This window comes from Streptomyces sp. JW3, from assembly GCF_052216785.1.
GTDB lineage: Bacteria > Actinomycetota > Actinomycetes > Streptomycetales > Streptomycetaceae > Streptomyces.
In genome coordinates this window covers 41,228-56,164 of the sequence record NZ_JBQOUX010000020.1, presented here as the reverse complement: position 1 = coordinate 56,164, position 14,937 = coordinate 41,228, and the positions used below count along the sequence as shown (strand labels likewise).

Sequence of the window (14,937 nt, the reverse complement as noted above, 5' to 3'; positions counted from 1 at the left end):
GGCCGATGGGTGGGCGGGTCACCCCGAGCCCGCTGGGCAGGTCAGTGGCGGGTGGTCCGGTCCTGTCGGGTGAGGAAGGAGTCCAGGGCGGCGTGGACCGCTTCGGGCCTCTCCCGCAGGGGCTGGTGCCCCGCGTCTGGAATGAGTTCGAACCGTGCGTGGGGGAAGGCCGCGGCGTAGGCACGGCCGAAGTCGGGACTGACGACGGTGTCGTCTCCGCCCCAGAGCACCAGCACCGGGCAGGTGACGGACGGCAGCCGGGCCAGCAGACCGGGGTCCGCCATCGCGGGTCCCGCGTACGCGCGCAGGGCCGCCATCGACGAGGGGGAGGGGCCGCGCCGTGGTGCCGGCGAGGGTCCCGTGACGGGGACACGGGCCGTGGGCGGTGGCCCGGCGGGCATGGTGACCTGCTGGCCGGGCACGACGGGGCCGATGGCGTCCACGAGGACGAGCCGCGCGATCCGGCCTTCGCGGTCGTCCAGGACGCTCTGGGTGGCGACCCAGCCGCCGAAGGACGTGCCGATGACGGTGACGCCGTGCAGGGCGAGGCGGCTGAGCAGGTCCAGATAGCCGGCGGCGAGTGCGGGTACGGAGTCCAGGTCGTCGGGCCGTACGGTGTCGTCCCAGCCCGGGTGGGTGGGCGCCACGACCGCGTGGTCCTTCGCCAGGTGGTCGACCATGGGCGCGATGCCGGCGGGGCCGGGGCCGCCGTGCAGGACGAGGACTGGGCTGCCATGACCTGCTTCACGTATGGCGAGGTCGAGTCCCGGGCGTACGGAAACGGAGCGGGGCGCGCGCATCAGGAGTACTCCTGGTGTCCGGCCGGGCCGGCGGTGAAGAACGCGGCCATCTCCCGCAGGCCCCGCTCGCCGAACATCGTGGCCAGGCTGTCCGCGGAGTCGCGGGCGGTCTCCTCGCTGCGCGGGAAGAGTTCCTTCTCGTAGGCGCGCAGCGCGGCCTCGGTGTCGCCGGGGTGGGCGGCGAGGGCCAGGGCGAGCCGGGCGCCGTCGAACATGGCGAGGTTGGCGCCCTCGCCCGCGAACGGCGGCATCGCGTGCGCGGCGTCTCCGAGCAGGGTCACACCGGGGACGCGCTCCCAGCGGTGCCCGACGGGCAGGGCGTGGATGCGGCGCGGGGCGATCGCGTCGGCGTCGGCGATCAGCTTGCGCAGTCCTTCGTTCCAGCCTTCGAAGTGGGCGAGGACCGCGGCCTTGGCGGCGGCGGGGTCCGAGAAGTCGACGGTGTCCAGCCAGCCCTCGTCCACCTTGAGTGCGGTGTAGGCGTGCAGGCTGCCGTCGCTCTCGCGGTGCGCGAGGATTCCGCGTTCGTCGCCCAGGGCCATGAAGAAGCCGGTGCCGACGATCGCCGCGCTGTCCGGGTGGCGGGCATCGGCCTCGAACAGGTCGGTCTCGGCGAGGGAGATGCCGGTGTACGCGGGCCAGGCGTCCGAGAGCAGCGGCCGGACGCGCGACCAGGCGCCGTCCGCGCCGATCAGCAGGTCGGTCGTGAGGGTCGAGCCGTCGGCGAACGTCACCTCGTGACGGCCGTCCCCGAGCGCCCGGGCTCCGGTGACCCGCCGGCCCCAGCGGACCGTGCCGTGGGGCAGGGAGCGCAGCAGCAGGTCGCGCAGTTCGCCGCGGTCCACCTCCGGCCGGTCGCCGGTGCCGTCGTCCGCCTCGTCCACCCGCACGGTGCCGTCCGGGCCGAGCAGGCGCATCGCTTCCCCGCCCGTGTGGACGATCTTGCGGAACGCGTCGTACAGGTGGGCGGCGTGCAGCGCTTTCTGGCCGTTCGCCTCGTGGATGTCGAGCATGCCGCCCTGGGTACGGGCCTCGGGCGATGCCTCCAGTTCGAAGACCGCTGATTCGATGCCGTTGACATGCAGGACACGGCTGGCGGTCAGGCCGCCCAGACCGCCACCGATGATCGCGACGGGGACATGGCTGGTGCTCATGGATGCCTCTTCGAAAGGTGTGGGAAACGGGCGCGACACCTACACCGTAACGAACATGTTCGTTACGAACAAGTTCTATCAGCCGCTCAAGAGGGCTGCCGGCTGCGGCGAACGTGTTCGTTACGATCGGAAACATGACCGTCAGAAGAGAACCGACGAGCCGCCGGGACCGTCCGGCGAAACCCGCCCTCTCCCGGCGATGGATCGTGGAGACCGCAGTGGAGATCATGCGAAGGGAGGGGCTGGAGAAGGTCACGATGCGCCGCATCGCCCAGGAACTGGACACCGGCCCGGCTTCGCTGTACGTCTACGTGGCCAACACCGCCGTTCTGCACGCGGCAGTGCTCGACGCCCTGCTGGGCGAGGTCGACCTGTCGGGGGACGAGGGCGGCGAGGACTGGCGGGAGCAGCTTCGCGCGGTGATGAGGTCGTACACCCTGGTGCTGTTCGCCTACCCGCAGCTCGCGCGGTCCGCGCTGGTCGCCCGTCCGAGCGGGGAGAACTACCTGCGCCTGGTGGAGCGCGCCCTCGGCCTGCTGTCCCGCGGCGGGGCCGGCCGTGAACAGGCGGCCTGGGGGGTGGACAAGCTGCTTCAGAGCGCGACGGCCACCGCTGCCGAGCAGTCGACGCGCGAACACGATCCCGCCGCCGCGGACGACTGGAACGCCACCGTGCACGCATTGGGCACCGCGAGCGCGGCCACGCATCCGGCGATCGCCGCGCACCTGCCCGCACTGATCGGCGGCACCCCGGAAGAGAGGTTCCGCTGGGGCTTCGACGTCCTCGTCAACGGCATCACGCACACACCGGCACCCGTGGTGGAGGAGTGAGCCTCGGCGCCCTCGCCTCTCGCCGGCCCGCGACCCGAAGGGGCGAAGTCGGTGAGGGTGTCCTCGGCCAGTACCGCGCGGGCGGTGAGAGTGATGGCCGCTCCCACGCCGGTGTTGACCGTGCGGGGCAGGGTCTGGAGGATCGCGTTGTCGGTCGGGCGCGACAGCTCGGTGGCGCGGTCGCGGGCGAGCGGTTCGCGGACGCGGTCGAACAGGACGACGGAGTCGTTGACCGAGTAGCCGATGACGGTGAGCACCGCGGCCAGGAAGACTCCGTCGACGGGCTTGCCGAGCCAGGCCAAGCCACCGACGAGAATGAGCACGTCGTGGGGAAGCGCGCCGACGGCGCGGCACCGAAGCGCCGGCGGAAGCGGACCGCGAGGTACAACTGCTTTCCGGCGACTCCGCCAGGTCAGGAGTGGCCGCCGCTCCCCCGACGGCTGGGTCACCATCCGCCCCGCCCGCACGGCCGACCTCTGCCTGACCGACGGACGCGACCGCGACGGCGCCTACGACAGTGCCGTCGCCGTCCAGCTCCCCTGCGCGCAGGCGCCCGTGCCCCGCACGTACCTCGAGCCCATGGGCGAGGAGCTGTACCGCATCCAGTGGCACCACCCCCAGCTGGGAAAGGGCTGCCTGACCGTCATGGGCGAGGACCAGATCAAGGGCATGCTCGAGCCCCGGGAGGACTGCGCGCAGGGCACCCTCTTCCATCTGGAGCCCACCACGGGGGCGTTCCGGCTGCGGCCGGCCACCAGCAGCGGATGCATCGGCATCGTCGGCGACGACACCGCCGCAGGCGCCGAGGCGATCGAGGAACCCTGCACCGGCGCGGCCGACCAGCGCTTCATCGTCCGGACGGGCTGACGGGCTGACGCCGCGCTCAACTCGGCACACCGAGCACGACGGACTTCGTACTCGCCTGCCTGGCGTACCGAGGCGGCACGGACGCTCCCCGCGTACGTGCCGCCTCCCGTTCGCGATCAGACGGCGGGCTCGGCGGCCGCCGCGGGAGCGCCGGCGGGTCGTGCGGGCAGGGTGAGTACGGCCAGGAAGCCCGCGACCGCCACGACGGCGAAGAAGTAGAAGCCCCAGGGGTGGCCGATGCCCGAGGCGACCAGGGCGCCGGTGATGGACGGGCCGACGATGGAGCCGATCCGGCCGATGCCGGAGGCGGAGCCGAGGGCCGTGCCGCGGACGGCGGCCGGGTAGTAGTTCGTGACGTAGGCGTAGACGAGCACCTGCGCGGAGAAGACGAACACGCCGGTCAGGAAGACGACGACGTTCAGCAGCAGATCACTGTGCATCTTGATGCTGAGGCACGCCAGCATGGCCACCGAGACCGCGAACCAGCCGAGCGTGGTGAGCTTGATGCCCCGCCGGTCGGCGACGTAGCCGCCCAGGATCAGGCCGGCCACACCGCCGACGTTGAGGATGAGCAGTTGGGTGACGGCCGTGGGGACGGGATAGCCGGCGTCGTTCATGAGCTTGGGCAGCCAGGTGTTGAGGCCGTAGACCAGCAGCAGGCCCATGAACGAGGCGACCCAGATGCCGATGCCCGCGCCGAGGTAGGCCGGATTGAGCAGTTCGGAGAACGGCACCCGCTGGGACGCGGACGCCTCCTTGGCGCGGACGAACGCCTCCGACTCCGGCAGCCGGAACCACTGCACGACCGCGATGCCGAGACCGGCGACGCCGAGGACGTAGAAGAGGACCTGCCAGTTCTCGGTGACCTGTAGGGCCAGCAGCGAGGTGATCACCGCACCGGTGTGGTAGCCGGTCATGGTCAGGGTGCTGGCGCGGGCCCGCCGGGCGGCGGGCGGCCACGTGGTGCCTCGGTCGCTGCTCGCGGCGTACGGCCTCCTGGACCGGGTGGCCGTCGAGGCCACCCGCTTCTCGATGCTCCCCTACCTGCTGGAGCGGACCGACCTCATCGCGATCGTCCCCGAGTACGTCGGCGAGGTGTTCACCGCCGCCCACCGGCTCCGCCTGGTGCGACTCCCCTTCGAGACCGAGCCGATCGAGGTGGCGCTCTACGCCCGGCACGAGTCGTCGCGCAGCCCCGCGCAACGCTGGCTGGTCCAGTTCATGACCGGGGTGCTCGGCGAACTGGTCAGCCCGGCGCAACTGCCGCCGAGCAGCACGTGATCACGTCAGCTGCGTGGTCCGGCCCCCACGGGGAAAGGACACTTCACCGCCGCACGGGCCGCTCCGCACCGCCCGCCGGGCGCAACGTCTCGCGCAGCCGCGCCAGGTGCAGGCCGATGCCGGCGGAGGGCCGCCGCCGGGCCCGGTCAGTTTCGCGTCGGCGATACTTCTCGGCCCGCCGCATCGCCACGGCACCGGCTCCGCCCCCTCCGGTTCCGGCCCTCGCCCCCACGCCGCCTCCCGGCCCGCCCCGGGAGATACGGCCCGGCACCGGCCGGATCCTGCTGGGCCTCGCCTGACCGCTGTGGCGCTGTTCATCCCCGGCGACAGTTCCGAGCCCCGCCCGAGCCGGGCCTTGGTGACGCTGCTGATGCTGGTCGTCCCCGCGGTCCTGATCGTCTCAGGCGTCAGGGAGAAGTCCCCTCGCCGCCACTGGCCGACCGGCCTGGGCCTGTTCCTCCTCGACCTGCCGGTGGCCCGACGACTTGGTGCCCGCGACGTTCACCGTGCCGGCCGTCACGGCCGGTACTCTGCTGCTCCGCTGGAACAGCGGAACCACCGCCGCCCCCGCGAACGGGCCGACGATCCGCCCCACCCCTCGCCACTGACCCGGTCCCGGTCCCGGTCCCGGTCCCGGTCCTGGTCCTGGCCCTGGTCCTGGCCCTGGCCCTGGCCCTGGTCGTCCGGGGCCGGCCCACCACCGTCGGCCGCCACGTGTCCGCGTAACCCGGCGGCAGAGGGGTAGCCGCTGCGGAAGGGGCCGCTCCAGGGGCGCAGGACCGTGTCCGGCGGGAGCGGGGGACGGTCCCGGGTCGGCCCGTCGAGAGGCGTGACGCATGAACGAACCATCCTCAGCAGCGCTGATCCGGCTGATGCAGCTCAGTCATACCGCCACTCTCGAGGAACTGCCGCAGGCGATCTCGGCGCACGCGGCGCAAGCCGGTCTGTGGGACGTCGCCGTCTTCGTCGTCGATGTGCGTGAGACGGTGCTGCGCCGGCTCACCGGCAAGGGGCTGGACGCAGGAGAGAGTGGGCAGTCGTTCACCGTCGAGAACAGCCTGCCCGGCCGGGCCTATCAGCGTGTGGACGTACTCCCCGAGCACAGCGCGGGTGCCGGGCGGCACCGGTGGTGGGTGGCTGTCACCGACGGTGTGGAGCGCCTGGGCGTGCTGCGGGCCGACACGGACACCGGCACCGATGAGGAGGCCGTCCGGGAGACACTGCGGCACTGGGCGTCGATGACGGCGCTGCTGCTGTTGAGCAAGCGTTCCTTCAGCGACTCCTTCGCCCGACTGGTGCGGACCGAGCCGATGAACGTGGCGGCGGAGATGCAGTGGAACCTCACCCCGCCGCCCGCCTTCGCCGGTCATGACGTCACGGTCGGCGCGGTGATGGAGCCCGCCTATCAGGTCGGTGGGGACGCCTTCGACTACGCCGTGGCCGACCGCGTGCTGAGTCTGAGCGTCTTCGACGCCATGGGCCATGACACGGCCGCGGGGATCACCGCCAACGTCGCCGTGGCCGCCTGCCGCAACGCCCGGCGCCAGGGCGCGTCCCTGGCCGAGACCAGCCGGCAGGTGGAGAAGACCCTGATCGAGCAGTTCGGCGGCCGCCGGTACGTCACCGGCATCCTGGCTGATCTCGACCTGGAGACCGGCCGGCTGAGCTGGGTGAATCGCGGTCACCACCTGCCGATCCTGCTGCGCGGCAACCGGTGGACCACGGAGCCGGCGTGCCCGCCGGCCGGTCCCATGGGCGCCGACCTCGGACTGCCGGTCACCGAGTGCGTCCATCAGCTGGAGCCCGGGGACCGGCTGCTGCTCTACACCGACGGGGTGGTCGAGGCGCGGGACGCCCGGGGCAGGGAGTTCGGACGGGACCGGTTCATCGAGTTCGTCCTGCGCCAGCACTCGGGCCGGCACACCTTGCACGAGACGCTGCGGCGGCTGATGGCGGCCGTGATGGCCCATCATGACGGCCTTCTCGACGACGACGCCACCGTGCTCCTCACCGAGTGGCGCGGCGGACAGCAGCGCGACTTGACCCCGTGACGCGCCTCCCGCCACGGATACCGCGCGCGGGCACCCGGGCCGGCGGGCTCAGCTGCCGTCACCGGTCTGCCGCGTCCACGGGGTGGTCGGCTGGAGTACGGCTTCGGTGAGCGCCCGGGACCTGAGCGGGGTGATCTTCCTGTAGTCGGGGTCGGCCACCATGCGGCTGAACGCCTCCCGGCTCGGATAGCGCACGAGGAGCACGGCGTCCCACGCCTGCCCCTGCTCGGCGACCAGGGGAGTGGCTCCGTCTCCGGCGTAGAGCAGCTCGCCTCCGTACCGGCGCAGGAAGACGGCCGCACGGCGTGAGTACTCCTCGTAGGACGCACGGCCGTCGGGTGCGAACCGAAGCAGGTTGAGCATGACGAAGGGCTCCCCGGGGCCGTGCGCCCCGAGCTCGCTGAGGGCCGTCCCGGAGGGATCGACAGCCATGGCCGTCTCCTTGTCGTCGTCGGAGGCTCAGGCGCGGCGGCTTCGCGCCGGCGGCTGGTAGGAGGTTAGGCGACGGCGGACCCGTCTGCATACCACCCGGTCGGTATGGCTTCGGGGTTTGCGTGGGCCGCGGCAGGGATACCCAGCCCGCGCTCCGTACCGCTCGACGAGACTCGATGAATGACGGAGATCCGCTCCCACGTCCGGGACGAGGAGGACACCCTCTTCCCCCGGCTGCGGACGGCGGCCTCCGCGGACGAGCTGATGAAGCTGGGCGACAAGGTCCGGCAGGCGAAGAAGACCGCGCCGACCCGCCCGCACCCGTCGGCTTCGGACACCCCGCCGGCCAACAAGCTGCTGGCTCCCGGCGCGGGCATGGTGGACCGCGTGCGGGACGCCCTGACCGGACGCGGCAAGGGCTGACGGCCGCCGCCCGTCACGACGCCCTGGGTCACATCCTCTCCTTCCAGCCCACCCGCACGAGCCAGGCGTTGACCGGCCAGGCGGTGAAGAAGCCGAGGACCATGGAGAGCTGCATCATCATCCAGTACGCGGCGGTGGTCTTGGGCAGACCGGGCGAGAAGAGCACCTCCTGGTAGAGCCACATCCCGAGGAAGAGCCCGATCTGGAAGGCGACGATGGACAGGGTGTCCGCCTTCACGGCGGCCCAGATGCCCTTGACCCTGCCGATGTTCCGCATCGGCACGATGGAGAAGTACTGGAAGACGACGCCCAGCACCCAGGCGAACGCGAAGTCCAGGGCGAAGTCCGCGTAGAGCGCCTTGCCGGCCAGGGTGAGCGACGCCGCGAAGACCAGCCACTCGGCACCGATGTCACCGAGGGTGCACCCGGCGCCGCAGTGGCTGACGGCCTTGGACCGCACGTTCCACGGCGCGAGCTCGTCGGGGTCGGGCATCCCGTGTTCCCCGACCGCCGCCTTCGAGGTGCGCCGCCCGTGCCGGAAGTAGAACCACACAGCGACCGGGCCCCAGTACAGGGCCGTGACGGGATACACCAGATTCATGATCCACATCTTCTGGCGGCGCCCCAGGAGGACCACGTCGGCCGCGATGACCAGGGCACTGGCGAAGGCCACGCAGAGGCTGAACCAGCCGATCGCCTCGATCCAGCCGTCCGGCCGCACGTGCTGCTCCATGACCCACCCGCCTCCTCGTCGCCCAGTGATGATCACGCGGCCGAGTACCCCCGGCGGCGTCATCGGACGCGGACCCGGGGGCGCAGACGCGGACGGTCCGTTCCGGTGTTCAGCGGGCAAGGCCGCGAACGCGGAACTGCATGACGCGGTAGGGCCAGCCCTCCTTGGTGTTCCACTGGCTCACCGACAGGTGGAGGTCGTCGAGCGTCGACCCCGGAATGACGTAGCCGCCGTACAGCTGCGCCACGTGGGTGTCGTCCTCGTGGCCCCAGGACGTGCCCCGCAGCAGGGTGCGGCGGTGGGCGGTGCGCAGGTCCGCCGCGGGGTGGTCCGCGACCAGGCCCTCGATCCGGTAGTCGCCCTGGTTGAACCAGGTCAGCAGCCACCGGCCGTCGAGCGGCCGCAGGCACAGCTCGCCGAACGCGCCGTCCAGGACGGGCGTGGGCGGGTTGCCCCAGCCCCAGCGGCTGTCGGCGGCCCGTCCCCACGGCTCGTAGGCGCCGGGGTCCGTCAGACGGCCGGGACGGACCCGGTGCAGGATGACCGGCTTGTCCCGCTGGAACCCGGTGGACAGTACGTAGACGTAGCCGTCGTCACCGAGGGCCCAGGTGAGCAGCTGGAACATGCCGCCGTGCAGTTGCGGGGCGAACACGGCTCCGGTGGGAGCCCAGGTCGCGCCCGAGTCGTCCGACCGCCAGATCTCGGTGCGCACCACGTTGCCGAGGCCCTTGTTCACCATGACGTGCAGGTACATGGCGTCGCCGAGGGTGATCACGTCGGACGGCAGCACGGTGGAGTACTCGGGGTTGTCGTGGTCGTACGGCCACAGCTGCCGGGCGTGCCGTCCGCCTACCGCGCCGGTCCAGACGACCGGGCGGCCGGGACCGCCGAAGCGCCCGTACAGTGCCACCGGCGAGCGCCACCACCCGCCGCCGACCCTTGCTTCCTCGAAGGTGTCGCCGAAGACGAACAGCAGCCGGCCGTCGGGTGTCCGCGCCGGCACGCCCAGGTCGGTGGCCGCCATGCGGAACCGGTTCGTGAGTCCTGGACCGGTGAGGTCGGCGACCTTGGAGACGCGCAGGGGGTCGGCCGCCGCGTGGGCCGGAGTGCGGAGCGGGGGAGTGCCCGCGAGCGCCGCCGTGGCGGCCGCGCGCAGGAAACCGGCCCGGCTGAGGTGGACCGGGCGGATGGGGTGGACCGGGCGGATGGGGGCCTGGGGCGGACGTGCGGCGCCGCCGCCCGGTGTGCTGTCGTGCATGAACGGTCCTTCGTGGAAGGGCTGGGGCAACGGGTAACGGGTCAAGGAGGGCACGGGGTGCCGTCACACGTGGCGACGGCACCCCGCGGTACCTACGGGACGGTGCGGTCAGCAGCCGTCGAGGTAGGCGTCGTGGATCCAGACGCCGGTGCGCCCGCCCACCAGATCGCCCATGACCCACTCGCCCTTGCGGTCGCGGTAGTTGAGCTGCTGCCCCTTGTTCACCTGGCCCAGGACCGGGTAATCGGTGCCGGGGCCGCCGCGGAAGTTGACCCCGTTGTCGTTGACGGTGCAGATGATGACCTGCTGCTGCGCGGCAGCGGACGGCACGGCCGCCGTCACGGCCTGCGCGCCCTGGGCGAGGGGGCCGGCGGTCAGGGCGAGCCCGCTGATCAGGAAGGCCGCGGCCAGCGTGCGCATGTTCATGGGATTCCTCGTTTCCGTTCGTTGTCCGGTCCTCGGTGCGGGACCTGATGCACCGTTTGTAGCCGCTAATCTGTTGTTCAAGTCGGGGCGCCCGACGCTGAACAAACGGATGCCGAACAATCGGCGTGTCCCGGGGGAAAGGACGAGTACGTGCCACGGGGGGAAAGTCCTCTGGACCCGGACGGCGGTCCTCTGTTCGAATTCGCCGCGCGGTTACGGAAACTGCGGGAGCAGGCCGGCCGTCCCACCTACCGGGATCTCGCGCGCGACACCCACTACGGGATCGCGACGCTGTCCTCGGCCGCGGCGGGGCGTCAACTCCCCAGCCTGGCCGTCACCCTTGCCTACGTCCGTGCCTGCGGCGGCGACGAGCGGGAATGGAAGCTGATCTGGCAACGGACGGCTGACGCGTGCGCGGGCACGAACCCGTCGGCCGAGGCCGACGCGGAAAACCGGAAAAGGAACGCCGCCAAGCCCCCCTATGCCGGTCTGTTCCCGTTCGGCGAGGCCGATGCCGGGTTTTTCTTCGGGCGCGAGAAACTCACCGGCACCCTTGTCGAACATGTGAAGGGAAACCGGCTTCTCGTGTTGTTCGGGGCATCGGGATCCGGTAAGTCGTCGGTGCTGCGCGCGGGAGTACTCCCGGCCTTTCCCGACGACGCCGCACTGGTCTTCACTCCCGGCCCGCACCCGCTGGAGGAATGCGCCGTACGACTGGCGGCCCGGGCCGGCACCGCTCCCGGGCCGGTGCACGCCGGACTCGCCGCCGGACCGCACACCTTCCACCGGATGGTGCGGCAGATCCTCGCCGGGCAGCAGGAGGCGGGCTCCGCGGCGGACGAACTGCTCATCGTCGTCGACCAGTTCGAGGAGGTGTTCACCGTCTGCCACGACGCGGACGAACGGGAGCGGTTCGTCGCCGCGCTGGTGCACGCGACGCGGGTCCCCGACAGCCGCACCCGGGTCGCCATCGCCGTGCGGTCCGACTTCTACACGCACTGCACCCGGCTGACCGGCCTCGTCGAGGCCCTGCCCCGGGCCCACCATCCGGTCGGCCCGATGACCGCCGAGGAACTGAGGGCGGCGATCGTCCAGCCCGCCGTCCGCTCCCGGCTCACCGTCGAGAGTGCCCTGCTGACGACCCTCACGGCCGACGCCCACGGCCGGCCCGGGGCGCTGCCGCTGCTGTCGCACGCGCTGCTGGAAACCTGGAAGCGCCGGCGGGGCAACGCGCTCACGCTGGCCGGCTACCGCGCGGCGGGCGGCATCGAGGGCGCCCTCACCCAGACCGCCGAGGAGTTCTACGGCGCGCTGAACGACGTACGGCAGACGGCCGCGCGGCGGCTGTTCCTGCGGCTTGTCGCGCTGGGTGAGGGCACCGAGGACACCAAGCGCCGGGTGCCGCGGCAGGAACTCGACAGCGGTCCGGACACCGCGTTCGTCCTCGAACAGGCGACCAGGGCCAGGCTGCTGACCGCTGACACCGACCACGTGGAGATCGCCCACGAGGCGCTGATCCGCTGCTGGCCCCGGCTCGGCGGCTGGCTGGAGGAGGACCGCGGGCAGGAACGTCTGCGACGCGCGCTCACCGAGGCCACCACCCTCTGGGAATCCCTGGACCACGACCCCGACACCCTGTACCGCGGCGTACGCCTCGCCGCGGCGAGGGACCTCCCCGCGCAGACGCTGACCGCCCGGGAACGCGCCTTCCTCGAGGCCGGCGAGTCGGCGGCACAACAGGCGCAGCGGCGCGACCGCCGCCGGCTGCGCCGCCTGCGCCGGCTGGTCGGGGCGCTGGCCGTCCTGCTCGTGTGTGCCGTGGCCGCCGCCGGTTTCGCCGTACGGGCCGAGAGCACCGTCGCCCAGCAGCGCAACGAGGCCGTGGCCCTGCGGGCCGGCGAGGAGGCCGTGCGGCTCAGCCCGCACGATCCGTCACTGGCCGTCCAGATCGCGCTGGCCGCCTACCGCCAGACCCCGCAGAAACGCACACACGACGCCCTGCTCAGCACCCTGTCCGTCACGTCGATGGGACTCGAACCGCCCGGCCCCGAACCGACCGGGTCCACACCGGCCGGGCACACACCCGTCCTGGACATCCCTACCGGACAGACGCCGGCCGTGACCGCCGACGGCCGCCTGCTGGCCATGACCGACGGCTCGCGCGTCGTCCTGTGGGACCTGAAGGATCCACGACAGCCCCGCCGGCTCGGCGGCACCGACCTCGGCGGAGTCGGCGTGGGCCCGATCCAGTTCACCCCGGACGGCGACACACTGCTCGGGGCGGGCGCCGACCGCGTACTGCGGTCCTGGGACGTGACCGACCCGCGCCACCCCAGGCTGTTGTCGAAGCCGCCCACGCGGCACACCGACGCCGTCTACTCCATCGCCGTGCGCCACGACGGGCGGATGGCCGCCACCACCAGTTACGACGACACCATCCGTCTCTGGGACATCACCGACCCGGCCCGCCCCCGCATGCTCGACGCGCTCAGCGGACACGGCGGCAATGTCAAACCCGTGGTGTTCAGCCCCGACGGAAGAACTCTGGCCTCCGGCTCCGACGACCGCCACGTCCGCCTCTGGGACGTGACCGACCCGCGCCACGCGGCCCCCCTCGCCATCCTCAAGGGGCACCGGCACTTCATCGACGCCCTCGCCTACAGTCCAGACGGCCGCACCCTGTTGAGCGGGAGCGACGACCACACGGCGAAGCTGTGGGACATCAGCGAGCTTTCCCGGCCCCGTGAGCTGGGTGAGCTGGCCAGGCACGCCGACATTGTCACCGGCGTGGCCTTCGCCGCCCATGGACGCACGGCGGCGACCGTCGGCATCGACGGCGTGGTGAACATCTGGGACGTGACCGACCGCACCCGCCCCGCCCCCCTGGCCCACCTCATCAATCCCCGCGGGACGGTCAAGGAGGTGCGCTACCTCACCTCGGACGGCACGTTCCTCACCGTGACCGCCCACTACAGCGTCCAGATCTGGTACACCGCCCTGGACCGGGTGCTCGCCGACGCCTGCGACCGCGTCCACCGCACCATCAGCCGCACCCAGTGGACCCGGCACTTCCCCCGTCTCGACTACGCCCCGCCGTGCCCGCGCCGCACGTGACCCGGACCGCACCGGGCCGAAGCCCCGCGCGCCGGGGGCAGGGCTTCACCGCTGCCTCCTGCCGGTGGTTCGCACGGGCTGGTAGTGGTCAGGGACGGATTCGAGCAGACCCGCACCGTGCGCGGCGCCGTGCAACCCCGCACGAACCGCGCCCAGTTCCGCCTTCCGCAGGGGTTCCGGTGATCACGGCGATGGGTCCGGTGGTCCGGACGGCTCCGGGGACTGCACCGTGGCGGCCCAGCAGGGCGAGCACGGCGGACAGCTGGTCCGCCGGCGTGGCCGCACACATCGGCACGGCCCGGCCGCACGCCCCGGCCTCCTGGCAGGCCCGGCCCCTGCGGCGAACTGATCCGCACCGCCGTCGACGAGGCCGCCGAGGCCATCGCCCGACGCGGCACCGCGCGGGGGCGTCCGCGCCGGGGCCCGCGGCCACGACCCCGCCGACGCCGCGCCGACCCGCGCCCGGTGTGTCACGGACGCCCGCCGGGCCGCCAGGCGTGCACCTCGACATGGGCGTGGCCGACCGGTGCCAGGAAGGCACGGCACGCGCCGCGGCCGTGTCCGTCGCCCGGACGAGTACCGCAGTACCCAGCCAGGCGGTGGCGTCGTCGGACAGCAGGGGGCCGTACGCGATCAGGTCGTCCTTGTCGGGCGGCAGGCAGGGACCGGTCTCCTGCTCCGGGCCGAGGCCCAGTATCAGGTACCGGGCGCCGTCGGCGGGGCGCTGGCGACCGGGGCGCGCGGCAGAACCCGAGCCGGGGATGGGGATGGTGCCCGTGGTGTGACGGTCGAGACGCGACCGCGGTGGCCGGGGAGTCCGTCCATGGATCTCATGTCCCGGCCCGCCCGCAGTGGCTCAAGCGGTAGCCCAGTCCCGCAGTTGCCGCGCGATCCGGGCGACGCCGAGCGCTCCGCGGGCCGCGTCGCGCACCAGCGTGACCGCTGCCTTGGGCGGGTAGTCGAGGGCGTGCGCGTTGAGGGTCAGGTAGGCCTCGGTCGCGTGCCAGGCGAAGGCCTCGTTCGAGTGTTCCAGGCACGGCAGCCTGGCCAGGGTGTGCAGCAGGGCGGCGGCCTGCAGATGCGGCGATCCGTAGATGTCCCGCTCCATCGCCCGGGCGTTGACCCGGGCGACGGCCGCGTACAGCGGTCCGTAGTCGTCGACCTGCGGATCACCGTCGAGCAGCTCGGCGGCGTGCAGCAGGAACGTGACGTCGAGGGGGTGCGGAGGTTCCTGCTCGCTCACGCGGCGTGGTCCCGCCCCTGCTCGGCCAGTTCCCGCAGTGCCTCCTGCTCGCTCGCCCGCTGCTCCGCGTCGGCGTCGACGGTGCTGGGCTCGGCCGCGAAAGCCGCGCCGCTGCGGGCCATGGACGCCTTGAAGCCCTCCAGGAACCGCTGTTCCACCGCGGTCGCCCGGTCGTAGGCGGCCGAGAGGATGTACTCCTGCATGCTGACCCCGGCCTGCTTGGCGGCCGCCGCGATGGCCGCCCGCTGCGCGGGGTCGGGGAAGCGTAGGTTCATCGCTTTGGGATCCGGCATGGCACCCACGGTACCAGTAGTACCATTCGGGC

The 14,937-nt window shown here is 72.3% G+C and carries 13 protein-coding genes and 4 pseudogenes; 6 read left to right on the top strand and 11 right to left on the bottom strand.

Features of this window, described 5'->3' with window-relative positions; all coding sequences use genetic code 11:
- Positions 1 to 41: 41 nt before the first annotated feature.
- On the bottom strand, positions 42 to 800 hold the full coding sequence (locus tag ACTT8P_RS11510; protein ID WP_442831477.1) for an alpha/beta fold hydrolase: 759 nt from the start codon (positions 798 to 800) through the stop codon (positions 42 to 44).
- Positions 800 to 1,954 carry an FAD-dependent oxidoreductase gene (locus tag ACTT8P_RS11505; protein WP_442831476.1) on the bottom strand — a complete coding sequence of 385 codons (1,155 nt, stop codon included), beginning with the start codon at positions 1,952 to 1,954 and terminating at the stop codon, positions 800 to 802. Before ACTT8P_RS11505 ends, ACTT8P_RS11510 begins: the two co-directional genes overlap by 1 nt.
- A 134-nt stretch (positions 1,955 to 2,088) precedes the next feature.
- Between ACTT8P_RS11505 and ACTT8P_RS11500 the strand changes: the two genes are divergently transcribed.
- Positions 2,089 to 2,784, top strand: coding sequence for a TetR/AcrR family transcriptional regulator (locus tag ACTT8P_RS11500; RefSeq protein WP_442831475.1), 696 nt, complete (start codon positions 2,089 to 2,091; stop codon positions 2,782 to 2,784).
- A 41-nt stretch (positions 2,785 to 2,825) separates the two neighbouring features.
- Here the strand turns inward: ACTT8P_RS11500 and ACTT8P_RS11495 are convergent.
- Positions 2,826 to 3,175: pseudogene (locus ACTT8P_RS11495) on the bottom strand (protein translocase subunit SecD); the annotation flags it as partial.
- 188 nt (positions 3,176 to 3,363) lie between these two features.
- Between ACTT8P_RS11495 and ACTT8P_RS11490 the strand changes: the two are divergent.
- Positions 3,364 to 3,651: an RICIN domain-containing protein gene (locus ACTT8P_RS11490; RefSeq protein ID WP_442831474.1), complete on the top strand. Its 288-nt coding sequence runs from the start codon at positions 3,364 to 3,366 to the stop codon at positions 3,649 to 3,651.
- A gap of 116 nt (positions 3,652 to 3,767) precedes the next feature.
- Here ACTT8P_RS11490 and ACTT8P_RS11485 read toward each other — a convergent pair.
- A pseudogene (locus ACTT8P_RS11485) lies at positions 3,768 to 4,604 on the bottom strand (MFS transporter); the annotation flags it as partial.
- Position 4,605: 1 nt separating this feature from the next.
- Here ACTT8P_RS11485 and ACTT8P_RS11480 point away from each other — a divergent pair.
- Positions 4,606 to 4,932, top strand: a pseudogene (locus ACTT8P_RS11480) (LysR substrate-binding domain-containing protein); the annotation flags it as partial.
- A gap of 836 nt (positions 4,933 to 5,768) precedes the next feature.
- The gene (locus ACTT8P_RS11475) at positions 5,769 to 6,983 is read left to right on the top strand and encodes a PP2C family protein-serine/threonine phosphatase (RefSeq protein WP_442831473.1); all 1,215 of its coding nucleotides are present in this window, start codon (positions 5,769 to 5,771) and stop codon (positions 6,981 to 6,983) included.
- A gap of 48 nt (positions 6,984 to 7,031) precedes the next feature.
- Here the strand turns inward: ACTT8P_RS11475 and ACTT8P_RS11470 are convergent, their stop codons facing one another.
- Positions 7,032 to 7,415, bottom strand: a complete 384-nt coding sequence (locus ACTT8P_RS11470; protein WP_442831472.1) for a DUF1330 domain-containing protein — start codon at positions 7,413 to 7,415, stop codon at positions 7,032 to 7,034.
- Positions 7,416 to 7,595: 180 nt separating this feature from the next.
- Between ACTT8P_RS11470 and ACTT8P_RS11465 the strand changes: the two are divergent.
- Positions 7,596 to 7,838: pseudogene (locus tag ACTT8P_RS11465) on the top strand (hemerythrin domain-containing protein); the annotation flags it as partial.
- A 28-nt stretch (positions 7,839 to 7,866) separates the two neighbouring features.
- Here the strand turns inward: ACTT8P_RS11465 and ACTT8P_RS11460 are convergent.
- The 4 genes from ACTT8P_RS11460 to ACTT8P_RS11445 form a co-directional block, all read right to left on the bottom strand.
- Positions 7,867 to 8,571: a DUF4396 domain-containing protein gene (locus ACTT8P_RS11460; RefSeq protein ID WP_442831471.1), complete on the bottom strand. Its 705-nt coding sequence runs from the start codon at positions 8,569 to 8,571 to the stop codon at positions 7,867 to 7,869.
- A gap of 109 nt (positions 8,572 to 8,680) precedes the next feature.
- On the bottom strand, positions 8,681 to 9,829 hold the full coding sequence (locus ACTT8P_RS11455) for a DUF4185 domain-containing protein (RefSeq protein WP_442831470.1): 1,149 nt from the start codon (positions 9,827 to 9,829) through the stop codon (positions 8,681 to 8,683).
- Between the two features lie 108 nt (positions 9,830 to 9,937).
- Positions 9,938 to 10,255 (bottom strand): SH3 domain-containing protein, encoded by a 318-nt coding sequence (locus tag ACTT8P_RS11450; RefSeq protein ID WP_442831469.1) that lies wholly within the window; start codon positions 10,253 to 10,255, stop codon positions 9,938 to 9,940.
- Positions 10,256 to 10,468: 213 nt separating this feature from the next.
- Positions 10,469 to 10,819 carry a hypothetical protein gene (locus tag ACTT8P_RS11445; RefSeq protein ID WP_442831513.1) on the bottom strand — a complete coding sequence of 117 codons (351 nt, stop codon included), beginning with the start codon at positions 10,817 to 10,819 and terminating at the stop codon, positions 10,469 to 10,471.
- Between ACTT8P_RS11445 and ACTT8P_RS11440 the strand changes: the two genes are divergently transcribed.
- The gene (locus ACTT8P_RS11440; RefSeq protein WP_442831508.1) at positions 10,745 to 13,369 is read left to right on the top strand and encodes a WD40 repeat domain-containing protein; all 2,625 of its coding nucleotides are present in this window, start codon (positions 10,745 to 10,747) and stop codon (positions 13,367 to 13,369) included. The genes ACTT8P_RS11445 and ACTT8P_RS11440 overlap by 75 nt on opposite strands.
- A gap of 856 nt (positions 13,370 to 14,225) precedes the next feature.
- On the opposite strand, the gene ACTT8P_RS11435 is transcribed toward ACTT8P_RS11440, so the two are convergent.
- A complete protein-coding gene (locus tag ACTT8P_RS11435) occupies positions 14,226 to 14,612 on the bottom strand; it encodes a fic family toxin-antitoxin system, toxin component (RefSeq protein WP_442831468.1) in 387 nt (128 codons plus the stop codon).
- Positions 14,609 to 14,905: a type II toxin -antitoxin system TacA 1-like antitoxin gene (locus ACTT8P_RS11430; protein WP_442831467.1), complete on the bottom strand. Its 297-nt coding sequence runs from the start codon at positions 14,903 to 14,905 to the stop codon at positions 14,609 to 14,611. Before ACTT8P_RS11430 ends, ACTT8P_RS11435 begins: the two co-directional genes overlap by 4 nt.
- Positions 14,906 to 14,937 lie beyond the last annotated feature (32 nt).